The organism is Burkholderia sp. KJ006 (genome assembly GCF_000262695.1).
GTDB lineage: Bacteria > Pseudomonadota > Gammaproteobacteria > Burkholderiales > Burkholderiaceae > Burkholderia > Burkholderia vietnamiensis.
This window is the reverse complement of the sequence record NC_017921.1, coordinates 194,888-221,151: the sequence shown is the minus strand read 5'-3', so window position 1 is coordinate 221,151 and position 26,264 is coordinate 194,888. Positions and strand designations below refer to the sequence as shown.

The following is a 26,264-nucleotide window of genomic DNA, read 5'->3' as shown; positions in this document are numbered from 1 at the left end:
ATTCAAACGCGCCGAACCAAGCGCACCCGACTAAGCGCACCGCCCCACGGCCCCACCGCTGTCACAACACCGTCCACCTCGCGCCGCGCGTGCCGAAGCACACAGCCTCAAACCCGCTGCAGATGCGCATCGACGAGCGGCGCGAGCGTATCGGCATGCACGGCCGCGAGATCGTGCCGGCCGCCCGGCACCAGATGCAGCCGCGCATCGGGCAGCCGTTCGAGCAGGCGCTGGCCGGCCGCGACCGGGCTGATCGGATCGTCGTCTCCCCACAGCAGCAGCGTCGGTTGTGCGATGCGTCCGATCGCGTCGGACAGGTCGACGTGCAACGTCAGGAACCAGTCGGGCAAGTGCGGATTTGCGCGCGCGAAATCGGTGCGCCAGTCCTGCGCGCCGAGGCCGCGCATGTCGAGGCCGCCGGACGTGACCGTCAGCACCAGATGCGTGACGAGTGCCGGACGTTCGAGCGCCGCGTGCATCGCAATGACCCCGCCCATCGATTGCGCGATCACGGCGGTCGGCCGGTCGATCGTGTGCAGCACGCGGCGCACGAGGCCGTCGAAATCGGTGACGTCGGGATCGGCTGGCGTGTCGCCGAAGCCCGGATAGCCGACGATGCGCCGTTCGGCCGGATGCACGAGGCGGCTCGCGAGCGGCTGCCAGAACGCGGTGCTGCCCGACGCGCCGGGGAGGAAAAGCAGTTGCGAAGGAACGGGCATCGGGCGGTGATTTTCCAGTAAAAGAAGGATGGCGAACGTGACCTGACGGCGCGTCAGCAGCGGCCGGTGCGCAGCGCGACGGCCCACTCGTCGCGGCCGCGCGCGGCGGCCGTGTCGGCAGCCGTCTGCCAGTCGTATTCGACGGTATGAAGTTCGGCGTGCCAGCCCGCCGGCGTGCGCGACACGATCGCATAGCGCGCGTGCGGCGAGCCGGTTTCGATCCGGTGCGGATACGGCAAATCGTCCGCATAGGCCGGCAGCCCGACGCTTCCAGGGTTGACGATCGTGCGGCCGTCGGCGAGCCGCGCGACGCGCGGCACATGCGTGTGGCCGCACAGGATCAGCGACGCCGGCTCGTCTCCGGCGCGCTGCGCGATTTCGTCGGGCGTCGCCGCGCGGCAGCCGTCGCGCGTCACCGTTTCGACAAAATAGTCGAGGTCGCTCGCGGGCGTGCCGTGCACCAGCAGCACGTCGTCGCCGAGCGTCGCGCGTTCGGGCAATGCGGCGAGCCACGCGCGGTGGCGCTCGTGCAGCGTGTCGTGCGCCCAACGGTCGGACAGCCCCATCGCGTCGCGCATGCGCTCCAGCAGTTGCCGTTCGTGATTGCCGCGGATCGTCGGCAGATCGAGTGCGATCAGGCGATCGGCCGTTTCCGCCGGATGGAGCGCGCCCGAGACGATATCGCCGAGATTGACGATCACGTCGGCGCCGCGGCGGCGCACGTCGTCGAGCACCGCGTCGAGCGCGGCGAGGTTGCCGTGGATGTCGGACAGCGCAGCGATTTTCATGGCGGGGCGAGTCGAGCCGGGGAATGCCGATTGTCGCGAATTCGCCGCGGGCCGTCCAATCGCTTCGACGGCGGGCGCAGTGCCATTCACGAGGCCGGTGCCGGTCGCCCGACGCGTCAGTCCGTCGCGAGGCGCGCGTATATCGCGAAATCGCCGGGCACGCCGCGCACCATCCGGGACGCACGCGACAATATTTTTTTCTTTCATTTAAATTTCTATTTGTAATCATTCAATCGATTCCGCGCGCGATAAAACCGCTGTGCGAAAATCAGAAAAAATGACATGCGCGCATCGAATTATTCGGAATAAAGTGCCGAAAAATTCGGCCTGCACAATGCGGGCGCGACACATCGTAGCGTAGCGGCACGCCCAGCGTTGACGAGCAAAGCGCGCGACATCCGCATAACGTAAAGCCGCAAAATAATTCTCGGCACAATTTGATGGAATTTTTCAGAAATCACCAATGTTTCATCTGCGCCGAATTACAGTATCAACAAACAATCGTCCGGGAGCCTCAGTCATGTCAGTGAAACGAATCGGCGCGGTATTGCTTGCGGCATGCATGATGCTCACGGCACCGCTCGCCCACGCGCAGACGCAATACTCGACGGACTGGCTCGCCAACACGTTCGGCACGCTCGCCGCGCACGTGGGCAACGGCGCGCGCTCGCTGTGGGTCGCGCCCGAAGGCGTGATCTATACGTCGTCGCGCTGGGACGAGAACGCCGGCGGCGTCGCGATCTACCAGAACGGGCAGACGCTCGGCACGATCGGCATCCATGACGAGTTCCAGGGCGGCGCGATCACCGGCAACGCGAATTCGCTGTTCGTCGCGCTCGGCTACAACCGCACGTTCGGCAGCGGCTCGGTGGGGCGCTACAACCGCAGCACGAACCAGCGCGACCTGCGCATCCCGGTCAGCACGTGGACGGGCATCCAGTACGCCGACGTGATCACCGGCCTCGCGGCGGCCGGCAACCTGCTGTACGCGAGCGACTTCTACGGCAACCGCGTGCGCGTGTACACGACGGACGGCGTGTGGCAGCGCGACATCGCGGTGTCGGGGCCGGGCGCGCTCGCGCTCGACGCGGCCGGCAACCTGTGGGTTGCGCGCAAGAGCGCGGGCGTGGTCGCGCAGTTCAGCCCGAGCGGCACCGCGCTGGGCACGATCCAGATGGCGGCCCGCGCGCGGCCGGCTTCGCTTTATTTCGATGCGCCGAGCGGGCAGTTGCTGGTGGGCGATGAAGGCCCGGACATGAACATCAAGATATACGCGCTCGCGGGCCAGCCCGCGCAGGTCGGCACGTTCGGCGTGCAGGGCGGCTATCTCGACACGACGACGGGCATCAAGGGGCAGGTCGGCGACAAGCGCTTCACGCGCGTCGCGGGCATCGGCAAGGACGCGGCCGGCAACCTGTACGTGCTCAACAACGCGTGGGGCGGCGGCTGGGATCTCGGCCGCAACGGCAGCACCGACCTCCATTCGTACAGCCCGACCGGCCTCTTGCAATGGAAGTTGCAGGCGCTGAACTTCGAGGCAGCCGCGGCGCCCGATCCGCTCACCGACGGCGCGTTCTTCTACAGCGGCAACACCGTGTACACCGGCACCGCGGGCGGCACGTTCGTCGCGAACACGATCGATCCGTTCACCTATCCGAAGGATCCGCGCCTCGACATGAACGACTATCAGCGCGGCCAGCATTTCGGTCAGCTCGCGTGGGTGAACGGCACGCGGATGCTCGTCGCGACCGGGCAGAACCCCGGCAACTACAACATCTATCACTTCAACGCGGCGAACGGCTACATCGCGATTCCCGACGGCTCGATCCCCGGCAAGCCGTTCAATACGAGCCTGCAGGCGACCGCCGGTTTCATGCTCGACGACAACGGCGACGTCTGGGCCGGCCTCGATCGCACCAATACGATCTCGCACTATCCGATGACGGGCCTCGACGCGACCGGCAAGCCGTCATGGGGCAAGCCGGTGCAGATTCCGATTCCGCGCACGGTGCTGCCGCTCACGCGGATCATCTATCAGGCCGACAGCGACACGATGATCCTCGCGCAGGGCATCGCGGGCACCTGGGACTGGACGGCGATGAACGGGCACATCGAGGTCTATCGCGGCTGGAAAGCCGGCAATACGACCACGCCGAACGTCGCGATCGACCTGACCAGCGCGAACCCGAAGTCGATCGCGGCAGCAGGCCATTACCTGTTCGTCGGCTACGTGCACACGGTGCCGAACGTCGACGTGTTCGATCTGAACACCGGCAGCCTCGTCACCACGCTGACGAACTCGAACACCGCGGCGATGGATGTCGGCAACGACGTCGACTCGATGTACGGAATTCGCGCGTATCTGCGCTCGACGGGCGAGTACGTGATCACGAAGGACAATTACAACGGTTCGAGTCTCGTCGTGTATCGCTGGCGGCCGTGATGCGCGTGTGGCGCGCGGCCGCCGCACATCAGAACGACACCGTGGTCGTCAGCGTGACGAGCCGCGGCTCGCCGACCGCCACGATCAGGTTGCTGTTGCTCGACGGGTAGTAGGTCTTGTCGAGCAGGTTCTTCACGTTCAGCTGGATGCGCGTCGGGAACTTGCCGACCATCGTTTCATACGCGGCGAACGCATCGACCGTCACGTAGCCGGGCAGCGTGAAGCTGTTGGCGGTGTCGCCGGGCCGCGCGCCGACCAGCCGCGCGCCGCCGCCGAAGCGCCAGCGTCCGGGCAGATTCGCGATCGCCGTGTCGTACACCGCGAACAGGCTGCCGGTGTGGCGCGCGACGTTGACGAGCGGCGTGTTGCTGTCGCGATCGTTCGCGTTCGTGTAGGCGTAGCTGCCGATCAGGCTCAGGTGCCGCGTGAGCTGCCCGGCGACGTCGAGCTCGATCCCGCGCGAGCGCGCGGTGCCGATCGTCGACGTGAGGTCGCCCACGGTGACCGCGACGTTGCGCTTGTCGATCTGGTAAGCGGCGAGCGTGCCGCTGATCGCGGGCGTCATGCTGAACTTCAGCCCGGCCTCCAGCACGCGGCCGAACTCCGGCGCGAGCGGCGCGGCGACGTTCGACGCGACGTTCGGCTTGAACGAGCGGCTCACGTTCGCGTACGCGGTCAGCGACGGCGTGAGCGCATACGCGAGCCCGAACTGCGGCAGCCACACGTTGCCGTGCGAGCGGTCGGCGAACACGAACGGCCGGCCCATTCCCGATTCCTGCTGCCAGTCCTCCCAGCGCAGCCCCGCCGACGCGGTGAGCCGCTCGGTGAGCTTCACCGTGTCCTGCACGATCATCGAATACGCGTGGACTTTCGACAGCGAATCGCTTTGCTTGGCGCTGACCGTGCCGCCCGGCGCGAGCAGGCCGTACACGGGATCGTAGAGATCGAAGCCCTTGGTCGCCGTGCCGCGGATCGTGTCGCCGCGGAAGCTGCGCTGCAGTTCGTATTCGCCGCCGATGTACAGCGCATGGTGCATCCCGGCGAGCGTCAGGTTGCCGAGCAGGCCGAGCGTCGCGATCTGGTCGGCGTCGTTGCGGCCGAGGTTCGCGTCGGACGAGCGCGTCAGCGCGCCGGTCTTGCTGTTGAACGCAGCCGCGCGCGTGAGGTACTGATCGTAGCGATCGCGGCCCCAGCCGTAGGTCGCGCGGACACGCCACGCGTCGGAGAAGCGATGCTCGATGCGCGCGCGCAGCGTTTCCTGGATGCCGCCGCTCTGCGACCACGCCTCCTCGTAGCGGCGGTAGCGCAGCGCATCGTCGGGGCGGCCGTTGACGAGCACGGTGCCGCGGTCGAACGGCGTCGTGTAGTCGACGTATTGATAGGCGACGTCGATCGACGTGTTCGCGTCGTGCCACGACAGCGCGGGCGCGATCAGCGCATCGCGCTCGCGGCCGAAGCTGCGCCAGTAGCGGCTTGTGTCGTATTCGCCGGTGAGGCGGAACGCGAGCGTGCCGCCGGCGACCTGCCCCGGCTTGCCGAGCGGGCCGGTGAGGTCGAACTGCGCGCTGCTGCCGCCATGGCTCGTGCGCGATGCCGAGATCGAGCCGCCGAATTCGGCCTCCGGCTTGCGCGTGACGAGATTGATCACGCCGCCCGGGTCCTGCATCCCGTACAGGAGCGAAGCCGGGCCCTTCAGCACTTCGACGCGATCGATCGTCGCGAGATAGCTGTGCAGCACCGGCGTACGGACGCCGTCGACGAGCACCGAGCCGTCGTTGTTCGAACCGAAGCCGCGCTTGATGAACGCATCGCGCGTGCCGCCGAGCGTGTTGGTCTGCGTGATGCCGCTGACGTTGCCGAGCACGTCGTCGAGCGAGTTCGCGTGCTGGTCCTCCATCACGGCGCTGCTGACGACGGCGATCGATTGCGGAATGTCCTTGAGCGCGCGATCGTCGCCGCCCGCGATGCTGCTGGTGCGCGGCTGGTAGCCGACGGTCGGATCGGCGACCGCCGACGCGCTGACGCTGATCGCCGGCAGTTCGCGCTCGGCCGCGGGCGGCGCGGCGGGCGACGCCGCGTCGGCCGCCGAGGCCGCCGAGGCAGGCGCGGCACGCTGGGCCTGCGCGTGTGCGCCGCCGGCGACGCAAAGGGTGATCAGGGCAGGCAGGCCCGCGCGCCACGGACGCAAAGCCCGCGCGCGGCGGAGCGGTCGACGAAATGACATGAATCGTTCAATGACGGAGTGCTGAGGAAAGAGCCGCAGCGTCCGAATGCGTCACCGCGGCAGGATGCGCATGATATATGTAATGAGAATCGTTTTCAATTGTAAATGTGGGACGGCGCACGTCGAAGCCGTCGCGGCCGCGGCTCGCGAAGTGACCGCCGTGTGGGTGACACGTCGATCGTCTGCTGCATCGGGAACGGCGGCCTATGGCCGCCCGCGTGCCGCGTCTACAGGTCGAGCACGAGCAGGTCGCTGCGGGCACGCGAACAGCACGGCATGAACTGGTCGCCGGCGGCCTGTTCCACTTCCGTCAGATACGAATCGCGATGGTCGGGCTCACCTTCGAGCACGCGCGTCACGCAAGTGCCGCATATGCCCTGCTCGCACGAGGTCAGCACGTCGATGCCGTGGGCCGCGAGGGCGGCGACGACCGTGCAATCCGCCGGCACGTCGACCACCTTGCCGCTGCTCGCGAGCCGGACCTGGAACGCGCGCTCCGCACCCGACGCGACGACCGCGCCGCCGAAGAACTCGTAGTGCAGCCGCGCGTCGGGCCAGCCGCGTGCGCGTGCGGCGTCCAGCACCGCGTCCATGAAGCCGCGCGGGCCGCAGACGTACAGGTGCGTGCCGGCAGGCGCCGCGTCGAGCGCGGCGGGGAGATCGAAGCGCTGCGCGGCGTCGCCGTCGTCGACGTGCAGGCGCGTGCGGTCGCGGAACGCGGCGGTATTGATCTGCTCGACGAACGCCATGCGTTCGAGCGAGCGCGCGCAGTAATGCAGGTCGAACGACTCGCCGGCCGCGGACAACTGTTCGGCCATGCTGAGCATCGGCGTGACGCCGATGCCGCCGGCGAGCAGCAGATGGTGTGAGGCGTCGCGCGCGAGAGGGAACTGATTGCGCGGCATGCCGATGCGCAGCGTGTCGCCCTGCCTGACCTCATCGTGAATCGCACGTGAGCCGCCGCGGCCGTCGGCGTCGCGCAGCACCGCGATCCGATAGCGATCGCCGTGGCGCGGGTCGTTGCACAGCGAATACTGGCGCACGAGGCCGCCCGGCAGATGGACGTCGATATGGGCGCCGGCGTCGAAGCGCGGCAGCGGCGAACCGTCGTCGGCGACGAATTCGAAGCCGCAGATGTCGCGCGCTTCCTGCCACTTGCGGGCGACCCGGACGGTCAGCGTCGGCGCGCTCACGACGCCGCCTCGATCCGCACGACAGCACCCGCGGCCGACGGCGCGCCGGCCGCCTCCTCGGCGGCGAGCAACCGGTCGATCACCTTGCGCGACAGCACGCCGCCCGCGTCGATATTGAGCTTCAGCAGCTTGCGCTCGGGCCATTGCTCGAGATTGCGCTGCTGGCGCTCGAGCATCTCGAGATCCTCGGCGAAGATCTTGCCCTGGCCTTCGCGGATCGTCGCGGTCAGCGCATCGTCGTCGGGCCGGAAGTTGCGCGCCATTCCCCAGAAATACCAGATCGAACCGTCGGTTTCCGGCGTGATGAAATCGACGACGATCGACGACGCCTTGTGCTCCGCCGGCGCGTCGTAGCCGCCGTGGCCCGCATGCGCGACGCCCACTTCGATCATCACGTGGCTCGGTGGCGTGAAGCGGCAGATCTGCCAGCGGTCGACCGGCACATCGTCGGCGAGCCCGTTGCCGCGCAGCGCCATCTGCCAGAACGGCGGCGGCATCACGTTGTGCATGAAGCGGCTCGTGACGACTTCGTCGCCGTGGCTGGTGGTCTTCGGCGGTGCTTCGTCGATTTCCTTCTGGCCGATGCTCGTCGCGTGCACGTAGGTCTCGTGCGTGAGGTCCATCAGGTTGTCGATCATCAGCCGGTAGTCGCAACGGATGTGATACAGGCCGCCGCCGTGCGCCCACGCCGGATCGTCGGCCCACGTCAGCGCGGGCAGGGCGGCCGGATCGGCGCGGGACGCATCGCCCGGCCACACCCACACGAAGCCGTAACGCTCGACCACCGGAAAGCTGCGGATCGCCGGAAAGCCGCCGACGCGCTGGCCGGGCATCGCCGCCGTCTTGCCGTTGCAGCCCATCTCCAGCCCGTGATAGCCGCAGACGAGCACGCCGTCGCGCACGAAGCCGAGCGACAGCGGCGCGCCGCGGTGCGGGCAGAAATCCTCGAGCGCGGCGACGCGGCCGTCCGCCGCGCGATAGAACACCATCGATTCGTTGCAGATTTTGCGGCCGAGCGGCTTGCCGTCGATTTCATCGGGCGTGCATGCCACGTACCAAGCGTTCTTGAGAAACACGTTCGTCGTCTCCTTCGGGGCGGTGCCGGTGGTCGGCACTTCTTCATTCCGTGTACTGAATGAGATTCAGTGTACTTATCGAAATGGGCGACGACAAGGCGGGCGGTATACTGGTTTTCCCGGCCAATGGCGCGACGCCGCGCGATGCCGCTGGCGCGCGCGACCGCGTGCGCCGCCTTATGTGACCGACTCATCCATGGAAAAAACGAATCCCGCCAGCGCGCCGGCTTTCCCGTTCGATCTGTACGACGAACCGGGACACCTGATCCGGCGTGCGCACCAGATCGCGGTGGCGATGTTCTACGAGAAGCTGGGGCGCGACGTCACGCCGGTGCAGTACGCGGTGCTGAGGATGCTCCAGGAAAGCCCCGGGCTCGACCAGGTGACGCTGGCGCAGCGCGTCGCGCTCGACACGTCGACGACCGCCGATCTGGCGGCGCGCCTCGAAGCGAAAGGGTTGATCGTGCGCGAAGTGCTGCCGCGGCGGCAGCGGCGCCTGCTGTTGACGCCGGCGGGCGTCGAACTGCTCACGCATCTGATTCCGTCGGTGCAGGCGTTGCGCGCGGGCCTGTTCGACGGGATGGGCGAAGACGACTCACGCGAACTGGTGCGGCTGTTGCGCAAGTTCGTCCATTTGAACAACGAGCAAAGCCGCGCGCCGTTGCGGGCCGCGGACGCGTCGTAGCGGCAGCGAGGCGCCATCGCGCCACGCGCGTCGAGCTACGGATCACGGCGGCACAACTTCGCCGCCCGCATCATGCCTCCGGCGCGTGTCCTTCCAGCCGGCGCATCGCTTCGGCCACCTCGTTCCTGAAGCGCACCAGCGCCGCCTGCTCCGGCGCGGGCGGCTGCACGGCCGCCCACAGCATGTCGATCAGCTGCGTGGCCGTCGTTTCCGTGTCGAGCTTGCGGTGCCCGAGGATCGCGTCCCACAGCACGTGCTCGATCGGCCCGAACACCATCGAGCGCAGCAGGCTCAGCGGCATGTCGCCGCGCACCTGGCCGGCCGCCTGGCCGCGCGCCAGCACATCCATCAGCGGCGCCGTGTAGCGGCGCTGCAGCGCGGTCAGCTCGTCGCTCAGCGCATGCTGCTTCGCGCGGCCTTCCGACAGCACCAGCGCACACAGCCCCGTGCCGTTCACCAGCATCAGCCGCAGGTGCGTGCGCACGATGAACGCGAACTGCTGCTGCACCGACGCGTCCTGCGGCATGCCGAGTTCGAACGCGGCGATGATCTCGTCGTACCAGTCGGCGATCACGCGCGCGCACAGCTCGCGCTTGCCGCGGAAATAGCTGAACACCGTCGCCTCCGACACGCCGACGCGCTGCGCGATCTCGGCAGCCGTCGCATGCTCGTAGCCCTTTTCGGCGAACACCTCGCGCCCGGCGCGCAGGATGTCCTGCACGCGCTGCTGGGACTTGCGCCCGGCGGGGGCGCGCGACGGCTCGGCGCGCTCGGCTTTGGCGGTGGCGGTCATGGTGTCGGGGCGGGCGTCTGTCATGCCCGCAATGATATCTGAGTGTCACTCAAAAAACTATTGACGCCAAACCGGACGACGCGCGAAACTGTGCGAAATATACGCTGCATTGGCTTAATGAATCGACGCATTGATCCGATTTGAGCGAAACTCAGAAATCGGCGCATGCGCAACTTTCTGGAGACGGAGGAGACATGATCAACCTGCCTGGCGTGCAATTCATGCTCGGTGAAGACATCGAGATGCTGCGCGACGCCGTCGCGACGTTCGCGGCGAAGGAAATCACGCCGCGCGCGGCGGAGGTCGACCGCACCGACCAGTTTCCGATGGATTTGTGGAAGAAGTTCGGCGATCTCGGCGTGCTCGGCATGACCGTCTCCGAGGAATACGGCGGCGCGAACCTGGGCTACACGGCGCACATGGTCGCGATGGAGGAGATCTCGCGCGCCTCGGCGTCGATCGGCCTGTCGTACGGCGCGCACTCGAACCTGTGCGTGAACCAGATCCACCGCAACGGCAGCGACGCGCAAAAGCGCAAGTACCTGCCGAAGCTCGTGTCGGGCGAACACATCGGCGCGCTCGCGATGAGCGAGCCGAACGCCGGCTCCGACGTCGTCAGCATGAAGCTGCGCGCGGACAAGCACGGCGACCGCTACGTGCTCAACGGCACGAAGATGTGGATCACCAACGGCCCCGACTGCGACACGCTGGTGGTCTACGCGAAGACGGACGTCGACGCCGGCTCGCGCGGCATCACCGCGTTCATCGTCGAGAAGGGGATGAAGGGCTTCTCGGTCGCGCAAAAGCTCGACAAGCTCGGCATGCGCGGCTCGCACACGGGCGAGCTGGTGTTCCAGGACGTCGAAGTGCCGGAGGAGAACATCCTCGGCCAGCTCAACGGCGGCGTGAAGGTGCTGATGAGCGGCCTCGACTACGAGCGCGCGGTGCTGTCGGGCGGCCCGACGGGCATCATGGCCGCGTGTCTCGACGCGGTGGTCCCGTATATCCACGACCGCAAGCAGTTCGGCCAGTCAATCGGCGAATTCCAGCTGATCCAGGGCAAGGTCGCCGACATGTACACGACGTTCCAGGCGTGCCGCGCGTATCTGTACGCGGTCGGCCGCCATCTCGACTCGGCCGGCAGCGACCACCTGCGCCAGGTGCGCAAGGACTGTGCGGGCGTGATCCTGTACACGGCCGAGAAGGCCACCTGGATGGCCGGCGAGGCGATCCAGATCCTCGGCGGCAACGGCTACATCAACGAATATCCGGTCGGCCGGCTGTGGCGCGATGCGAAGCTGTACGAGATCGGCGCCGGCACCAGCGAGATCCGCCGCATGCTGATCGGCCGCGAGCTGTTCGCGGAAACGATGTAACGCCCCACGTCACGCGAACGGAGCCTCGCCGATGCCGATCATCGAATCGAAACTGAACCCGCGCTCGGAAGACTTCCGCGCGAACGCCGCGGCGCTGGAGGCCGTCGTCGCCGATCTGCGCGCGAAGATCGAACAGCTCGCGCAAGGCGGCGGCCAGGCCGCGCGCGACAAGCACCTCGCGCGCGGCAAACTGCTGCCGCGCGACCGGATCGCCCAGCTGCTCGACCCCGGTGCGCCGTTCCTCGAGCTGTCGCAGCTCGCCGCGAACGGGATGTACAACGACGACGCGCCGGGCGCGGGCCTGATCACCGGGATCGGCCGCATCGCCGGCCGCGAATGCGTGATCGTGTGCAACGACGCGACGGTCAAGGGCGGCACCTACTACCCGATGACCGTGAAGAAGCATCTGCGCGCGCAGGAAATCGCCGCGGAAAACCGCCTGCCGTGCGTGTACCTCGTCGATTCGGGCGGCGCGAACCTGCCGAATCAGGACGACGTGTTTCCCGATCGCGACCACTTCGGCCGGATCTTCTACAACCAGGCGACGATGTCGGCCGCGGGCATCGCGCAGATCGCGGTCGTGATGGGCTCGTGCACGGCCGGCGGCGCGTATGTGCCGGCGATGAGCGACGAGTCGATCATCGTGAAGAACCAGGGGACGATTTTCCTCGGCGGACCGCCGCTCGTGAAGGCCGCGACCGGCGAGGAAGTGAGCGCCGAGGATCTCGGCGGCGGCGACGTGCACACGCGGCTGTCGGGCGTGGTCGACCACCTCGCGCAGAACGACGCGCACGCGCTGTCGATCGCCCGCAACATCGTCAGCCATCTCGCGCCGAAGATCGCCGCGCCGGTCGCGCTGCGCGAGCCGAAGCCGCCGCGCTACGACGCGCGCAGCCTGTACGGCGCGATTCCGGTCGATACGCGCAAGCCGTTCGACGTGCGCGAGGTGATCGCGCGGATCGTCGACGATTCGGAATTCGATGAATTCAAGGCGCGCTTCGGCACGACGCTTGTCACGGGCTTCGCGCACATCTGGGGCCATCCGGTCGGGATCGTCGCGAACAACGGCATCCTGTTCTCCGAATCGGCCGTGAAGGGCGCGCATTTCATCGAGCTGTGCTGCCAGCGCAAGATCCCGCTCGTGTTCCTGCAGAACATCACCGGCTTCATGGTCGGCCGCAAGTACGAGAACGAAGGCATCGCGCGCCACGGCGCGAAGATGGTGACGGCCGTGTCGAACGCGAAGGTGCCGAAGTTCACGGTGATCATCGGCGGCTCGTTCGGCGCGGGCAACTACGGAATGTGCGGCCGCGCGTTCGGCGCGCGCTTCCTGTGGATGTGGCCGAACGCGCGTATCTCGGTGATGGGCGGCGAGCAGGCGGCCTCGGTGCTCGCCACCGTGCGTCGCGACGGGATCGAGGCGAAGGGCGGCACGTGGTCGGCCGACGAAGAGGAAGCGTTCAAGCAGCCGATCCGCGATCAATACGAGCGCCAGGGCCATCCGTACTACGCGAGCGCGCGGCTGTGGGACGACGGCGTGATCGATCCGGCGCAGACGCGCGACGTGCTCGGGCTCGGCCTCGCTGCGTCGATGAATGCGCCGATCGACGAGACGCGCTTCGGCGTGTTCCGCATGTGACGGCGCGGAGGACTCACCGATGCGATACGAAACGATCAAGGTAACCGAGGCCGGCCGCGTGGCGACCGTCACGCTCGCGCGGCCGGACGTGCGCAACGCGTTCAACGAGACGACGATCGCCGAGCTGACCACCGCGTTCGAATGGCTCGACGCGCATGCGGGCGTGCGGGCGGTCGTGCTCGCCGCCGAAGGCGCGGCGTTCTGCGCGGGCGCGGACCTGAACTGGATGAAGAAGATGGCCGGTTACTCGGACGCCGAGAACCGCGCCGACGCGCGCAAGCTCGCGCGCATGCTCGAGGCGATCCACGGCTGCAGCAAGCCGGTGATCGCGCGCGTGCACGGCGACGCGTATGCGGGCGGCGTGGGCCTCGTCGCGGCGGCCGACATCGCGATCGCGGCCGACGGCGTGAAGTTCTGCCTGTCGGAGGCGCGGCTCGGGCTGATCCCCGCGACGATCGCGCCGTACGTGGTGCGCGCGATGGGCGAGCGGGCGGCGCGCCGCTACTTCACGACGGCCGAAGTGTTCGACGGCGCGCGCGCCGCGTCGCTCGGCTTCGTTCACGACACGGTGCCGGCCGCGGCGCTCGACGACACGGTCGCGAAGCTGGCCGCGACGCTCGTCGCGAACGGCCCCGACGCGGTGCGGGCCTGCAAGCGGCTCGTTGCCGACGTGGCAGGCCGGCCGCTCGACGCGACGCTCATCGAGCAGACCGCCGACTGGATCGCGCGCACCCGCGCCGGCGCGGAAGCGCGCGAAGGGATCGCGTCCTTCCTCGAAAAACGCACGCCTTCGTGGCGTGACTGACGGCGTGCCCATCACTTTCCGGACGACATCGAAGCCATGTTCGACAAGATTCTGATCGCCAATCGCGGCGAAATCGCCTGCCGCGTCGCCGCGACGTGCAAACGTCTCGGGATTGCGAGCGTCGCCGTCTATTCCGACGCGGACGCGAACGCGAAGCACGTCGCCGCCTGCGACGAAGCCGTGCACATCGGCGGCTCGGCGGCCGCGGACAGCTACCTGCGCATCGAGCGCATCATCGACGCCGCGCGCGCCACCGGCGCGCAGGCCATCCACCCCGGCTACGGCTTCCTGTCCGAGAACGAGGATTTCGCGCAGGCGTGTCACGCGGCCGGCATCGCGTTCATCGGGCCGCCGGTCGACGCGATCGCGGCGATGGGCTCGAAGGCGGCCGCGAAGGCGCTGATGCACGCGGCGGCGGTGCCGCTCGTGCCCGGCTATCACGGCGACGACCAGACGCCGGCCCATCTGCATCGCGAAGCCGACCGGATCGGCTACCCGGTGCTGCTGAAGGCGAGTGCGGGCGGCGGCGGCAAGGGGATGCGCGTGGTCGAGCGCTCGGAGGACTTTCCGGCGGCGCTCGCGTCGTGCCAGCGCGAGGCCGCGAGCAGCTTCGGCAACGATCGCGTGCTGATCGAGAAGTACCTGACGCGGCCACGTCACGTCGAAGTGCAGGTGTTCGGCGACACGCACGGCAACACCGTCTACCTGTTCGATCGCGACTGCTCGGTGCAGCGTCGTCACCAGAAGGTGCTCGAGGAAGCGCCGGCGCCCGGCCTGCACGACGACGTGCGGCAGGCGATGGGCGAAGCGGCCGTCGCGGCGGCGCGCGCGGTCGGCTACGTCGGCGCGGGCACCGTCGAATTCATCATGACGGGCGACGCGTTCTATTTCATGGAAATGAACACGCGGCTGCAGGTCGAGCATCCGGTGACCGAGATGGTCACGGGGCTCGATCTCGTCGAATGGCAGCTGCGCGTCGCCGCGGGCGAGCCGCTGCCGTTGCAGCAGCACGAGCTGCGCGTGCAGGGCCATGCGATCGAGGCGCGCCTCTATGCGGAGAATCCGGCGCGCGGCTTCCTGCCGTCCACCGGCACGCTCAGGCATTTGCGGCTGCCGGACGGCGTCGAGTTCGCGATCGGCGCGCCGGTGCGCGTCGACAGCGGCGTGCGCGAAGGCGATGCGATCACGCCGTTCTACGATCCGATGATCGCGAAGCTGATCGTGCACGGCGCGGATCGTGCGGAAGCGCTCGGCCGGATGCTGCGCGCGCTGCGCGCGTGCGAAGTGGTCGGGCTGCACACCAACGCGGCGTTTCTGCAGCGGATCGTCGCGTGCGAGCCGTTCACGATGCCCGATCTCGACACGGGCCTGATCGAGCGCAATCACGACGCGCTGTTCGCGCCGCGCAAGCCGCCGCGCGCGGCGCTCGCGCTGGCGTGCGCGGCGCTCTTCGCGCGCGAGCGCGACGCGGCCGCGCATGCGGGCCGCTCGCCGTGGTGCGCGCTGCCGGATTGGCGTCTGAACGCCGGCTATCGCCGCACGCTCGAATGGCATGAGCCGGAGCGCGAAGTGGACCTGACGGTCGCGTACGACGACGACGGCGGCCGTGCGTGCCTCGCGATCGGCGACGCCGCCGCGCAGCCGTTCGAGTGGACGCGCGGCGCGACGCCGCTCGACTTCGACGTGACGCTCGGCGGCGTGCGCAGCAGCGGGCGCGTCTATGCCGACGGCGATACGTTCCACGTGTTCACGCAGGGCGCGGCCGAGACGTTCGAATGGCGCAACCTGCTCGCGCATGCGGGCGATGCCGAGCACGGCGGCGGCCGCCTGACCGCGCCGATGCCCGGCAAGGTGATCGCGGTGCTGGTCGAGCCGGGCCAGAAGGTCGAGGCCGGCACGCCGCTGATCGTGATGGAAGCGATGAAGATGGAGCACACGATCGGCGCGCCGGGGCCGGGCGTCGTCGCCGAAGTGCTGTACGGCGTCGGCGATCAGGTCGCCGATGGCGCGCAGCTGCTGATGATGGCGGAAGGCTGATGCAGGCAGCGGCCGAGCGTCGGCCGGCAGGCCGGGCGAGACGGCGGCTGCCGTCGCAGCGGCAGCGGCAAGCAGCAGGTTGATCGGCGTTGGAAACGCGTGAAAAGCCCGCGCTCGGGCGCACGTTCGAGTGGCCGGGCGCCCGCGCGGCGCATGACGATCCATGACAGTCGGGCGGCGCACGCTACGTTAGACTGGCGGATAGTTCGCGCGGCTGCCGGCCGCGCTACACTGCGTCCAGTCCATCTCTCCTCCCGCCCACGATGAAGTCTCCTGTCCTGAACGGCCTGCGTATCGGTATCACGATCGGCCTGCGCACCGCCGACGAAAGCATGTGGATCAACGGCATCAAGCAGAACGCACTGTTTCTCGCGAAGCTGTTGATGGCGTCGCCGCACGGCTACCGCGTGACGCTGGTCAACACGACCGACGTGCCGTTGACCGACGCGCTGCCGTGGGATCGCACCGTGTACGACACGCGCGCGTTCGCCGACATGAAGGATGCGCTCGACGTGGTGATCGAACTGGGCGGCCAGATCGACGGCGCGCAGACGGCCTACCTGAAGGCGCGCGGCGCGAAGCTCGTCAGCTACTGCTGCGGCGTCGAGTACATCAACGCGATGGAGTCGATGCTGTTCGGCCGCCGGATGTGGGATTCGCTGTTCATCAACCGCGGCTACGACGAGGTGTGGGCGATTCCGCAGATCGCGCCGTCGTCGCTGCCGTTCCTGCAGTCGCTGCGCCGCTGTCCGGGGCGCGTGGTGCCGTTCGTGTGGGACCCGATGTTCGTCACCGAGCGTGCGGCCGTGCTGCCCGGGCACGGCGAATACCGGCCGCGCACCGAGCCCGGCAAGCGGCTCACGGTGATGGAGCCGAACCACGACGTCGTGAAGTTCTGCGTGTATCCGATGCTGATCATCGACGAAGCGTATCGGCGCGACCCCGACGCGATCTGCTTCACGCACGTGACGAACGCCGACCGGCTTGCGCACGACAGCCCCGAGTTCGTGATGCTGATGAACTACCTGGACATCGTGCGCGCGGGCAAGGCGAGCTTCGTCGGGCGCTTCGAGACGCCGCTGTTCCTCGCCGACATGACCGACGTCGTCGTGTCGCATCAATGGTCGAACCCGCTCAACTACTTCTATTTCGACGTGTGCTGGCAGGGCTATCCGCTCGTGCACAACGCCAGCCTCGCGCCCGATCTCGGCTACTACTATCCGGACAACGACGTGCAGAAGGGCGCGGATGCGCTGCTGCACGCGCTGCATACGCACGACGACGACTGGGAAGGCTACACGCGGCGTCAGCGCGAGATCCTGCGCCGCTACACGTCGGCGAACCCGGCGCTGGTCGCCGAATACGACGCGCTGTTCGCGAATCTGATCGGCGCGACGCTCGCGTGACGGGCAACGCGATTCCCGGATTCAGGTCCGAGACAATCGCTGGCGACGCGATAAAAAAAGAAACCGTCGAAACGGGGAGATTCGACGGTTTGAAGGCACGAAAATCGACGGCTCCGAGGGGGAAGTCCGTCAGAAATAATTTTATAGGTTAACTGGTCTGAAAGATTGTTAAACATCTTTCGGCAGATAATCGTAAGATTATTTGAAGATCAATTGTCTATTTGATTTTTCAGAATTGCGTTTCGTGAGTTATCAATCTCGCTTGCGGCAGCGGCATTCGATCCGGCCGCGACCGGACACTTAATATTCGCTATTGATTGTTCTGCCGCGTGGCGCGACGGCGTTGCGTTTCGGCAGATTCGGCGGATTCGGCCGCCAATATCGAAAATACATAATCGTCACATCAAATTAATAACGTTCAGGCGTTTTCGAACAAATCGAACCATGCTGAGTGTCGGCGGATGAGAGGCGCCGGCGGCCGAACCCGATTGTTTCCGAATCGGCGGGTTATGTGACCTGCCGCACCGTCAATGAATCGGGTGCGTGGTGTATTAATGGTATTTGAATATCCTTGACAATGCCGTGTTTGACGGCGCGCCGGCATGAAACGTACGCTGTCGGAAAAGATGAAAACCTGAGGATGGGCCGGGTAAGCGGTGGCACGTGTCGTGGTCGGCATCTGCCATATGTTTCGTGAGCGCGGGCCGTCCATCGGCGGCTCGCCATTTGCCGGAGCGCCGGATGAATGCGGTCGAACCTCGCCTGGAGGCTAACAGGGAACGGAATCGGGACGATATCGAGTGCGTGTTCGGCGCGTCGGACGATCACCCGGATTCCGCGTCGGTACGCAGTTTCGTCGAAAGCCGGCTCGGGTTCGCGCGCGAGCCCGTATGCCGGGCCGATCTGTCCGGCGGCGTTCTGTATCACGAATGCCTCGCGCGGTTGCGCTGGGGCGCGGGCGAGAGTTTGGCGCCAGGCGCATTTCTGCCGCGCCTCGAGGCGCTCGGCCTGATGCGCTGGTTCGACCGGCTCGTGGTCGGCCGGACGATCGATGCGCTGCGTGCCGATCCGAATGCCGTATACGGCTGCAACATCGCGGCGGCGAGTGCGGTGCTCGACAGCGCGTGGCTAGCGATCTTCCGGCGCCTCGAACGTGAGCCGTCGGTTGCAGCGCGGCTGGTCGTCGAGATCACGGAGACGGAGCCGCTGAACCCCGTTGCCGGGCGCGCGTTCGTGCATCGGTTCCGCCAGGCCGGCTGCCGCGTCGCGATCGACGATTTCGGCGTCGGCTACAGTGCGCTGAACAATCTGGTGGTCGGCAATCCGGACATCGTGAAGCTCGACCGGTCGGTGCTATCGCTGATCAAGCGCAATGCGATCGGGCGCTACCAGTTTCGCCGGCTCATTGCGTTCGCGCACGAGAATGCGCGACACGTCGTCGTCGAAGGCGTCGAGAACGAACTCGACCGGGAGATTCTGGTGGATTCCGGCGTCGCGTGGGCGCAGGGCATCCGCTTCTCGTGGCGGTCGCCGGCCGCCGCGTGACAGCGTGGCAGCACGCGTCGGTACGGTATCGGACAATGGCGGATCGCAAAGGAGCGAGAGCATGGCGGTGACGAAGCTGAAGACCGGACACGGGGTGCACGAGCGGCGCGATGGCGCAGGCGCGCTGGTCGCGCTCGCCGAGCTGGCCGACATGCTGCGGGAGTTCAATGCCGAAGCCCGCGAGGCAGCCGATGCGGCCGTCGACATCGCCCCGTTTCTCGAAGGCCTGAAAGCCGTCGAACGGCATATTCGCGCGCTGAAGCCGCTCGATGCCGACGGCCGCGAGTGCGCGGCGCGGCATTATTTTGCCGGCGTGTTCGCCGGCGCCTGCGGCGACGATTCGGTGATCGCGCGCGGTGTGTCGGGCAGCCTCGCGCAGCAGGCGCGCGGCTTCAGCGGGATGGCGGCGCGCTGTTTCGCGCGCGTGGCGCGCATCGGGCAACGGCATGGCCGCGTATTCGCCACGTGGCGCGCACAGCGCGAGCCGGCCTAGCGGCCGATCGCGGGTGTCGGCCGCTTGTCGTCGGCCGCTTCGTCAGTCACTTCCGGAACTCTCCAAGCACGTACGTGAGCGCGCGATCGATCGCGTCATCCCATCGGCCGGGATGGGCGGCGCGCGCTATCCGGACACTGCGGTACAGCGCCGTCTGCGAACCGGTTTCCCAGCGCGCATCGGCCTTCGGGCTCAGCAGCAGAACTGCCGGCACGCCCAACGCGCCGGCCAGATGGATATGCGCGGTGCAGGTCGTGACGACCGCGTCCATCGCGAGCATCAGCGCGGCCAGGTCGCTGAAATCCTCGATCGCATGATGCGCGAAGGTGATCGGCAGATCCGTCTGCTCGGACTGCGCGGACATTTCGCGATTCACGCAGTACGCCGCGTGTCCGTGCAGGCGTGCGAGCGGCGCCAGATCGCGCACGCTGGCCGCTCGCAGAAAGCGTGCGTCGCTCTCTTCGCGACCGCGCCAGTTCAGCCCGATGCGGCGCGTGCCGGGCGCGCTGCCGTCGCGCGCGATGCGCTCGCGCCACGCGGCCGCGCGCTCCGGCGGGCATGACAGATAGGTGGCCGGTGCGTGCTCCGGCGCCGGCGCAAAGCCGAAGATTGCGGCCAGCACGAGGAACGAGCACCAGTAGTCGTGTGCAAGTTCCGACGCGTCGATCCACGGGCCCTGCGCGGCGACGAATTCGATCTGCGGGAACGTGTGGCGCATCAGCGTGGCCAGCGCGGCCGGGACGATGACCGTCACCGCCGCGCAGCCGAGCGCGTCGAGCGCATGCAGGTAGCGCGCGTATTGAAGCTGATCGCCAATGCCGCCGTAGCTGACCACGAGCAGCCGCTTGCCGTGCAGCGGCTGGCCGTCGTAGAGCCGCTCGATCGGCAACCCGAACTGCGCGGCGCTCAGCACTTTCTCGCTGGCGATGGTCGCGCGTGCGGCTTCGTCGCGCCGGCCGGCGCGCAGCAGCAGCGCCGAGCGCACCAGCTCGACGCGGCCGCGCAGCGGGTCGGGCAGTACGGCCCGGTCGCCGAAGCGTTCGAGCGCCGCGAGGCCGGCGTCGGGCACGCCGGCGAAGCCGTAGCACGACGCGAGCTGGAACGCGATCGCATCGTCGTCGAGGCCGCGGCCGCGCGCGCGTAGCCAGCGGTCGATCGCGTGCCCCCATTCGCAGCGCGCCTCGTGCTCGAGCGCGCGGTTCCAGTTCGTTTCGGGCGCGTCGGCGTCCGCTATCGCAGCGGCGGCAGCGCCGCGTTGCGCAGCCGGCGCGGTGACGAGCGGCTCGCCCGAGATGAACAACCGCTGCCGGTCCCAGCGCGCATTCGGCACGCACAGCATGTTGAGCCCGTCGATCTGGAAGAACGTGTAGTCGAGCCCGGCAAATGTGTCGGCGATCGCCTCCATGCCGACCTTCCAGTACTCGATCCAGCACCACGGCAGATGCGTTTCGATCAGCTGCCGCGCGCCGCGCAGCGCGTCGATCTCCATCCCTTCGATGTCGAGCTTCAGAAAATCGAGCCGCGGCAGGCCGAGCGAATCGAGTCTGACGATCGGCGTCGGCGTGCCGCCCGCCGCGTGTTCGCCGACGAGCGAGACCTGGCCGAAGTCGCTCGCGCGTCCGTAGTCGACGTCCGGCACTTTCATCGTGCCGTTGCTGCTGCCGAGCCCCATGTTGAGCAGATGGAGGTTGTCGAGCTCATTGAGCGCGATGGTGCCGCCCAGCGCATGATAGAGCGTGCGCTGCGGCTCGAAGGCGTACACCTGGCCGCCGCGCTCGCGCAGCCGGTGCGCAATCGGCACGCACACCAGCCCGGCGTTCGCGCCGCCGTCCACCGCGATCGCGCCGTCGGGCAGCTGGTCGATCACGTGCATGATCGTGTCGAGCTCGCGCTGGATATGCGGGCGGCCGGTCTTGATCAGCGCGTCGGCCTGCAGGTCGCAGTGCCGATTGATCAGGAACGGGCCGTGGATCGATTCGATCACGACGAAATTGCGGATGGTCTGATTCATCGGCGCGCGGATGGATGGGATGTGGGGAAGGCCGTCAGCCCGGCGTACGGCCGCCGAACAGGCGCTGGATCTGCTCCGAATACGTACGCACGTTGTGCTCGGCGAGCGTATCGACCTGTTGCAGGCAGCGGCGTGCCGCCGCCGCGTAGTCGTCGAGCCGCGCGTCGTGCGTCTGCGCGGCGGTTGCGATCGCTTGCGCGGCGTCGAAGATTTCGAAGTCCGGATAGTAATAGCCGACGTCGCGCAGGAACGCCGAGTTGTGCACGAGCGGGTAGTTGCCGTACAGCGCGTCGTACAGCAGGTAGTTCAGGCCGTTTTCCCAGTGGTGCGACACGACGATGTCGGTATGATGCGCGGCCCACGCGACGAACGGCGCGCGCACGTCCGCCGTCGCCTTGCCGTCGCGCACCATCTCGAGCCCGAGCGCGAGGTGCTTGAAGGCGACGTTTTCCTTCTTGTCGAACGTGTTGGTCATGTACACGTGTTCGATCAGGTCGGGATGCTCGACGTAGCATGCGTTCGCGGCGAGCATCGGCACGATCGAGCTTTTCACGACGTTCAGGTTCGGCTCGAAGAACGCGATGCGCTTGGCCGGCCCGTGATTGCGGTAGCCGAAGCGCGCCTTGAGCTCGGGGTCGGCGTCGAGGCTGCGTTCGATGAAGTACGGCGACCAGATGTGCGGCAGCTCGATCACCGGCGCGCGATAGACCGCGCGGAAATATGCCGCGCACGTATGCATGTGCTGCGGATTGGTCCAGATCTCGTCGAACTGCACGCGGTTCGGGTTCGGCCGCCAGTCGTTCTTGCCGAAGTTGATCGTCTCGACCGCGATCACGTAGTCGTTGCCGAAGCGGTACGACACGCACTTGCCGCCGCGTCGGCGCACGGCGTCCGTGTGCGACGAGTCGATGAACGCGTTCATCTCGATCAGCAGGTCGGTGTCGTGGACGATCGCCGACAGCGGCCGCAGTGCGTCGCCGAACGCGTCCATCATCAGCGCCGGCGGATAGTCGGTGATGCCGTCGTCGTGCGCGAGCCACACGTTGCCGATCAGCGGCGAGCGTTTCAGCAGCATGTAGAGGAACACGCAATGCTGGTTCGCGCCGTTGTACCAGATCGACTGCGCGGAGTCGCGCTGCACGTTCATCGTAATCGCGACATTGATCTTCATCGCTGGCTCCGGGCGCGCGGCTTAGGGCGCGTAGTTTTGCGATTGACGCGGCACGTAGCCGGTCAGATGCCAGAGGCCGTCGTCCTCGAGGCGGAAGCTGAGCTTTTCGTACACGGTCGTGCCGGTGGTGAGCGTCGTTGCATAGTCGACGTTCGCGTACAGCCCGTCCGGCGTCGTGCCCGCGTTCGTATAGCGGATCCGCGTGATCTGCGCCCAGCCGCGATGACGCACCGTGCCGACCGACTGGCGCGCGCGCTGCATGTCGGCCGCGAACTGGTCCTGCTTGATGCGCGCCTTCACGAACGCGGCCGAATCGGCCCATACCGCGCCGTACTGGCCCGCGTCGAGCTGCTTGAAGACGGTGTCGGCGTCGCGCAGCAGCGCGTCCGCCGATTCGCCGCCGGCCTGCGCGTGCGCGCCGATCGCGAGGGACGCGGCGGCGCAGCCGATCAGCCATTTCGCGCGGGAGAGGGACGGGTGTGCGTTCATGTCGGAGTCCGGAAAGGGCGGCGCGTCATGCGTCGCGATAGAGCGCCGCGATCGCGTCCGAATAGGCGGCGACGTTCTCGGGGTTGTAGATGCTGACCGAGTCGAGCACGTGCTTCGATTGCTCGCGGTAGGCGTCGAGGTTCGCGTCGTGTTGCGCGAACGCCTGCAGCAGCGCCCGGCCGCCGGCCTGACAGTCGAAGTCCGGATAGAAATACCCGGCCTTGCCGAGGAACGGCGAGTTGTGGATCAGCGGATAGTCGCCGTACAGCAGTTCGTAATAGAGGTAGTTTTGCGCGTTTTCCCACGTGTGCGACACGACCGCGTCGCCGTAGGCGGCCATGAACTCGTAGACCGCATAGCGGCTTTCGAACGTCGTGATGCCGTGGTTCACGATGTCGAGGCTCTTCGCGAAGTGGACGAAGGTCGGATGCTCTTTCAGATGCAGCGTGTTGCACACGCGCACGAATTCGAGGAAATCCGGCTTCGCGCGATAGGCCTCCTCGGCCACCAGCATCGGAATGATGCTCGTTTTCACCATGCAGATGTTCGGCTCGAACATCGTCACGCGCCAGCGCGGCTTGCCCGGCCGATAGCCGTACGACAAGCCGGCGCCGAGCGTCGCGCGCGCCTTGTCGAACAGCATCGGATGCCAGATGTGCGGGACGATCGTCACCGGCGCGCGCAGGCCCGTCTGGTAGTAGTGCAGGCACGAGCGCTCGAATTCCGGAATCGTCCACACCGCGTCGTACGGCGCGCCCGAGAACAGGAAGCCCGACGGCTTGTCGAACATCGCGCGCTCGATGTCGATCACGTAGTCGTTGCCGACCCGCATCGTGACGACCTTGCCGCCGCGCTCGTGGAAGGCGCGCAGGTAGTCCGCGCCGAACTGCGCGCTCATTTCGATCAGTACGTCGCAGCGCTCGAGCGCTTCGTCCATCGACAGCAGCGGCACGTCCCATTCGCCGAGCATCATCTGCGGATCGGCGACCTGTTCGCCGCCGTTCACCATCACGGCTTCGGCGACGAGCGGCGACTGGCGCAGCAGCAGGATCAGCAGCAGGCAGTTCTGGAAGATGCCGTTTTCCCACAGCGACTGGCCGGCGCCGCGTACGAACAGCGACACGCCGACGACGAGACGCTTGCCCTCGCCGGGCGCTTGACGGGCATTGGAGTCCGACATGCGTATGCTCCGGTTCAGGCGACCAGGCGCGCGACGAACGCGTCCAGGTTCGCGGGGTTGTCGATCGAGACGGCCTGCAGCAGCCGGCCGGCCTTCGCGCGATAGTCGTCGAGCCGCTCGTCGTGATGCAGCCACGCGTCGTACAGCGCGCGGCCGCCTGCGGCCGAATCGAAGTCCGGATAGTAGTAGCCGGCGTCGCCGAGCAGCGTCGAGTTGTGGATCAGCGGATAGCCGCCGTACAGCACGTCGTAGTAAAGGTAGTTCTGCGGATTTTCCCAGTGATGCGAGACGACCGCATCGGCGTGGCGGGCCATGAAGCCCGGCAGGTCCATGCGCGGCTCGAACGTCGCCTTCTGCTGGCGCACGAGGTCGAGGTTGTTGGCGAAATGGACGAAGGTCGGATGCGCCTTCATGTGAATCGAATTGACGACGAACAGATGTTGCACGGCCTCCGGATGCGCGCGATAGAACTCGTCGCACGCGAGCATCGGGTAATGGCACGACTTGACGACCGAGATGTTCGGTTCGAGCGTCGCGAGGTGCCACGGGCGGCGGCCGGGCCGATAGCCGAAGGTCACGCCTCCGCTCGCGAGCGCGGCGATGCGGCGGTCGAGGAAATACGGCGACCACAGATGCGGCATCGTATGGACCGGCGCGCGCGTGAGCGTGCGCAACAGCGGCACGTCGATTTTCTGCGACTTCTCGAGCACCCACACTTCGTCGAACTGCGTGCCGTTGAACACGTGGCCCGACGGCTTGCCGAAGATCGGCGTTTCGGCGAGACCGCTGTAGGTATGGCCGACGTAGCACGCGACGAGCTTCGTGCCGAGCGCCTTTACGTGTCTGAGCCATTCGACCGGCAGTTGTGCGCCCATCTCGATCACGACGTCGATGTCGTGCGTGACGTCCGTGGGTTTCACGAGCGGTATGTCGAGGCTGTCGAGTTCGAGGCCGGCGGGCAGCGCGTTCGCGTCGCCGCCGTTCAGGAAGTAGACCGGACCGATGCGGTCCGAGCGCTTGAGCATCATCGCGAGATACGCGATGTTCTGATGAATGCCGTTTTCCCAGATTGCCTGGCCGTCACGCGCAAACAGCGAGATGCCGACCGCCGGTCGTTCTCTGCGAGTGCCGCCTGACGCGGCTTGATCGATGTACGTCACCGGTTGGTTTCCTCTGCGGCGTCGCGCGTCAGGCGCTGGTGTCGAGCGACTGGCCGGCGGACGGCGCGCCGTGGATTGTCGTGGTTGCGTTCGCGTCGGCGCGCGCTGACGACGGATCGGGCGGCGCGGATCGCGAGGCGGCCGCCGGATTCCGGTGTGTCGTCGCGCGAAGCTGGCACGGCGCGCGACGCGGGCGGAAAGTTCCGGCGACAGTCTGCGGCGATTGTGGCACGGAAGACGCCGGTTTGTGGAGGGCCATGACGATGTTTGACATAGCGGAGGGTCGGCGCCGGGGCCGCTGTTCGGCGCGTCAGCGCTTCAGCGAGATCTCGACGCGGCGGTTCGCCGCACGGCCTTCGGCCGTCGCGTTCGACCCGACCGGATCGGCGCTGCCGCGGCCGGCGACCGCCATCGTATGAGCTTTCAGCCCGTGCGCGTGCAGGTAGCGCGCGACGACGTCCGCCCGGCGTTTCGACAGCGCGAGATTGGCCGCGTCGCTGCCGGCCGAGTCGGTATAGCCGGTGACCGTCACTTCGGTGTACGTGTGGTCTTCGCGTTCGCTCAGCAGCTTGTCGAGCGATGCGCGCGCGGCGGGCGTCAGCGTGGCCTGGCCCGTTGCGAACAGCGCGTCGCCCGCGAGGTTCACGTGTTCGACCGCCGCGGGCGCGGGCGCCGGTGTCGGCACGGGCGCGGCGGCCGCGGCCGTTTCGGCTGGTGCGGCGCCGCACTGGAAGACCAGCGTGGCCGGATCGGCGTGGTTGCGCAGTGCATGCGCCGAATCGGCGACGCGCACCGGCTGCTCGCCGCAGATCTTGCGCGCGGCGTTCATGCAGGTCTGCGGGCCCGACAGCAAGCCGTGGCAGTCGACCTGGAACGTGCGCACGCCGTCGCGCGGCTGCAGTTCGGAGGCGCTGTAGGTCGGGCCGGATGCGGTCGAGCACGCGGCGAGGCCCAGCGCCGAGAGCGCGAGCGCAAGAGCGAGTTTGTTCACGGTTACGTCCTCAAAACTGGAGTTGACTGAAGCGCGCGGC

General features: G+C 67.4%; 21 protein-coding genes and 1 pseudogene. 9 read left to right on the top strand and 13 right to left on the bottom strand.

The window, feature by feature from the left end:
• Positions 1-107: 107 nt before the first annotated feature.
• From MYA_RS15160 to MYA_RS32515, 3 genes and pseudogenes are all read right to left on the bottom strand, one after another.
• Complete coding sequence (locus tag MYA_RS15160) at positions 108-719, bottom strand: alpha/beta fold hydrolase (RefSeq protein ID WP_034195550.1); 612 nt, start codon at positions 717-719, stop codon at positions 108-110.
• Between the two features lie 53 nt (positions 720-772).
• Entirely contained in the window at positions 773-1,507 is a 735-nt protein-coding gene (locus MYA_RS15155) for a metallophosphoesterase family protein (RefSeq protein ID WP_014724032.1), read from the bottom strand.
• 116 nt (positions 1,508-1,623) lie between these two features.
• Positions 1,624-1,698, bottom strand: a pseudogene (locus MYA_RS32515) (GNAT family N-acetyltransferase); the annotation flags it as partial.
• 329 nt (positions 1,699-2,027) lie between these two features.
• Here MYA_RS32515 and MYA_RS15150 point away from each other — a divergent pair.
• Positions 2,028-3,950: an SMP-30/gluconolactonase/LRE family protein gene (locus MYA_RS15150; RefSeq protein ID WP_014724031.1), complete on the top strand. Its 1,923-nt coding sequence runs from the start codon at positions 2,028-2,030 to the stop codon at positions 3,948-3,950.
• 28 nt (positions 3,951-3,978) lie between these two features.
• Here MYA_RS15150 and MYA_RS15145 read toward each other — a convergent pair whose 3' ends face one another.
• From MYA_RS15145 to MYA_RS15135, 3 genes are all read right to left on the bottom strand, one after another.
• Positions 3,979-6,174, bottom strand: a complete 2,196-nt coding sequence (locus MYA_RS15145) for a TonB-dependent siderophore receptor (RefSeq protein WP_014724030.1) — start codon at positions 6,172-6,174, stop codon at positions 3,979-3,981.
• A gap of 227 nt (positions 6,175-6,401) precedes the next feature.
• A complete protein-coding gene (locus MYA_RS15140; protein ID WP_014724029.1) occupies positions 6,402-7,367 on the bottom strand; it encodes a PDR/VanB family oxidoreductase in 966 nt (321 codons plus the stop codon).
• Entirely contained in the window at positions 7,364-8,443 is a 1,080-nt protein-coding gene (locus MYA_RS15135; protein ID WP_041494232.1) for an aromatic ring-hydroxylating dioxygenase subunit alpha, read from the bottom strand. Before MYA_RS15135 ends, MYA_RS15140 begins: the two co-directional genes overlap by 4 nt.
• A gap of 196 nt (positions 8,444-8,639) precedes the next feature.
• Here MYA_RS15135 and MYA_RS15130 point away from each other — a divergent pair, with 196 nt between their 5' ends.
• A complete protein-coding gene (locus MYA_RS15130; RefSeq protein ID WP_014724026.1) occupies positions 8,640-9,128 on the top strand; it encodes a MarR family winged helix-turn-helix transcriptional regulator in 489 nt (162 codons plus the stop codon).
• A 70-nt stretch (positions 9,129-9,198) separates the two neighbouring features.
• Here the strand turns inward: MYA_RS15130 and MYA_RS15125 are convergent, their stop codons facing one another.
• Positions 9,199-9,945: a TetR/AcrR family transcriptional regulator gene (locus MYA_RS15125; RefSeq protein WP_011880847.1), complete on the bottom strand. Its 747-nt coding sequence runs from the start codon at positions 9,943-9,945 to the stop codon at positions 9,199-9,201.
• A 170-nt stretch (positions 9,946-10,115) separates the two neighbouring features.
• Between MYA_RS15125 and MYA_RS15120 the strand changes: the two genes are divergently transcribed.
• The 7 genes from MYA_RS15120 (at position 10,116) to MYA_RS15090 (ending at position 19,222) form a co-directional block, all read left to right on the top strand.
• The gene (locus MYA_RS15120; RefSeq protein WP_014724024.1) at positions 10,116-11,297 is read left to right on the top strand and encodes an isovaleryl-CoA dehydrogenase; all 1,182 of its coding nucleotides are present in this window, start codon (positions 10,116-10,118) and stop codon (positions 11,295-11,297) included.
• A gap of 31 nt (positions 11,298-11,328) precedes the next feature.
• Positions 11,329-12,936 carry a carboxyl transferase domain-containing protein gene (locus tag MYA_RS15115; RefSeq protein ID WP_014724023.1) on the top strand — a complete coding sequence of 536 codons (1,608 nt, stop codon included), beginning with the start codon at positions 11,329-11,331 and terminating at the stop codon, positions 12,934-12,936.
• Positions 12,937-12,955: 19 nt separating this feature from the next.
• Complete coding sequence (locus MYA_RS15110; protein ID WP_014724022.1) at positions 12,956-13,741, top strand: enoyl-CoA hydratase/isomerase family protein; 786 nt, start codon at positions 12,956-12,958, stop codon at positions 13,739-13,741.
• Between the two features lie 36 nt (positions 13,742-13,777).
• Positions 13,778-15,778 (top strand): acetyl/propionyl/methylcrotonyl-CoA carboxylase subunit alpha, encoded by a 2,001-nt coding sequence (locus MYA_RS15105; RefSeq protein ID WP_014724021.1) that lies wholly within the window; start codon positions 13,778-13,780, stop codon positions 15,776-15,778.
• Positions 15,779-16,041: 263 nt separating this feature from the next.
• On the top strand, positions 16,042-17,184 hold the full coding sequence (locus tag MYA_RS15100) for a DUF2827 domain-containing protein (RefSeq protein WP_011880842.1): 1,143 nt from the start codon (positions 16,042-16,044) through the stop codon (positions 17,182-17,184).
• A gap of 741 nt (positions 17,185-17,925) precedes the next feature.
• On the top strand, positions 17,926-18,729 hold the full coding sequence (locus tag MYA_RS15095) for an EAL domain-containing protein (protein WP_011880841.1): 804 nt from the start codon (positions 17,926-17,928) through the stop codon (positions 18,727-18,729).
• A 61-nt stretch (positions 18,730-18,790) separates the two neighbouring features.
• Positions 18,791-19,222, top strand: coding sequence for a hypothetical protein (locus MYA_RS15090; protein ID WP_011880840.1), 432 nt, complete (start codon positions 18,791-18,793; stop codon positions 19,220-19,222).
• A gap of 46 nt (positions 19,223-19,268) precedes the next feature.
• Here the strand turns inward: MYA_RS15090 and MYA_RS15085 are convergent, their stop codons facing one another.
• From MYA_RS15085 to MYA_RS15060, 6 genes are all read right to left on the bottom strand, one after another.
• Positions 19,269-21,233: an FkbM family methyltransferase gene (locus MYA_RS15085; protein WP_014724018.1), complete on the bottom strand. Its 1,965-nt coding sequence runs from the start codon at positions 21,231-21,233 to the stop codon at positions 19,269-19,271.
• A 34-nt stretch (positions 21,234-21,267) separates the two neighbouring features.
• The gene (locus tag MYA_RS15080) at positions 21,268-22,404 is read right to left on the bottom strand and encodes a DUF2827 family protein (RefSeq protein WP_011880838.1); all 1,137 of its coding nucleotides are present in this window, start codon (positions 22,402-22,404) and stop codon (positions 21,268-21,270) included.
• Positions 22,405-22,425: 21 nt separating this feature from the next.
• Positions 22,426-22,893 (bottom strand): DUF4019 domain-containing protein, encoded by a 468-nt coding sequence (locus MYA_RS15075; RefSeq protein WP_011880837.1) that lies wholly within the window; start codon positions 22,891-22,893, stop codon positions 22,426-22,428.
• A 25-nt stretch (positions 22,894-22,918) separates the two neighbouring features.
• The gene (locus MYA_RS15070; protein WP_011880836.1) at positions 22,919-24,073 is read right to left on the bottom strand and encodes a DUF2827 domain-containing protein; all 1,155 of its coding nucleotides are present in this window, start codon (positions 24,071-24,073) and stop codon (positions 22,919-22,921) included.
• A gap of 14 nt (positions 24,074-24,087) precedes the next feature.
• A complete protein-coding gene (locus MYA_RS15065) occupies positions 24,088-25,233 on the bottom strand; it encodes a DUF2827 domain-containing protein (RefSeq protein WP_014724017.1) in 1,146 nt (381 codons plus the stop codon).
• Positions 25,234-25,543: 310 nt separating this feature from the next.
• Complete coding sequence (locus tag MYA_RS15060) at positions 25,544-26,224, bottom strand: OmpA family protein (RefSeq protein WP_014724016.1); 681 nt, start codon at positions 26,222-26,224, stop codon at positions 25,544-25,546.
• Positions 26,225-26,264: the final 40 nt, after the last annotated feature.

Bases quoted from the DNA above. Each gene is read 5' to 3' on its own strand.
- MYA_RS15100 (WP_011880842.1), top strand. From the start codon at position 16,042: ATGAAGTCTCCTGTCCTGAACGGCCTGCGTATCGGTATCACGATCGGC.
- MYA_RS15095 (WP_011880841.1), top strand. From the start codon at position 17,926: ATGAATGCGGTCGAACCTCGCCTGGAGGCTAACAGGGAACGGAATCGG.
- MYA_RS15110 (WP_014724022.1), top strand. From the start codon at position 12,956: ATGCGATACGAAACGATCAAGGTAACCGAGGCCGGCCGCGTGGCGACC.
- MYA_RS15145 (WP_014724030.1), bottom strand. From the start codon at position 6,174: ATGTCATTTCGTCGACCGCTCCGCCGCGCGCGGGCTTTGCGTCCGTGG.
- MYA_RS15070 (WP_011880836.1), bottom strand. From the start codon at position 24,073: ATGTCGGACTCCAATGCCCGTCAAGCGCCCGGCGAGGGCAAGCGTCTC.
- MYA_RS15150 (WP_014724031.1), top strand. From the start codon at position 2,028: ATGTCAGTGAAACGAATCGGCGCGGTATTGCTTGCGGCATGCATGATG.
- MYA_RS15125 (WP_011880847.1), bottom strand. From the start codon at position 9,945: ATGACAGACGCCCGCCCCGACACCATGACCGCCACCGCCAAAGCCGAG.
- MYA_RS15130 (WP_014724026.1), top strand. From the start codon at position 8,640: ATGGAAAAAACGAATCCCGCCAGCGCGCCGGCTTTCCCGTTCGATCTG.
- MYA_RS15105 (WP_014724021.1), top strand. From the start codon at position 13,778: ATGTTCGACAAGATTCTGATCGCCAATCGCGGCGAAATCGCCTGCCGC.
- MYA_RS15090 (WP_011880840.1), top strand. From the start codon at position 18,791: ATGGCGGTGACGAAGCTGAAGACCGGACACGGGGTGCACGAGCGGCGC.
- MYA_RS15160 (WP_034195550.1), bottom strand. From the start codon at position 719: ATGCCCGTTCCTTCGCAACTGCTTTTCCTCCCCGGCGCGTCGGGCAGC.
- MYA_RS15085 (WP_014724018.1), bottom strand. From the start codon at position 21,233: ATGAATCAGACCATCCGCAATTTCGTCGTGATCGAATCGATCCACGGC.
- MYA_RS15120 (WP_014724024.1), top strand. From the start codon at position 10,116: ATGATCAACCTGCCTGGCGTGCAATTCATGCTCGGTGAAGACATCGAG.
- MYA_RS15115 (WP_014724023.1), top strand. From the start codon at position 11,329: ATGCCGATCATCGAATCGAAACTGAACCCGCGCTCGGAAGACTTCCGC.
- MYA_RS15155 (WP_014724032.1), bottom strand. From the start codon at position 1,507: ATGAAAATCGCTGCGCTGTCCGACATCCACGGCAACCTCGCCGCGCTC.
- MYA_RS15080 (WP_011880838.1), bottom strand. From the start codon at position 22,404: ATGAAGATCAATGTCGCGATTACGATGAACGTGCAGCGCGACTCCGCG.
- MYA_RS15075 (WP_011880837.1), bottom strand. From the start codon at position 22,893: ATGAACGCACACCCGTCCCTCTCCCGCGCGAAATGGCTGATCGGCTGC.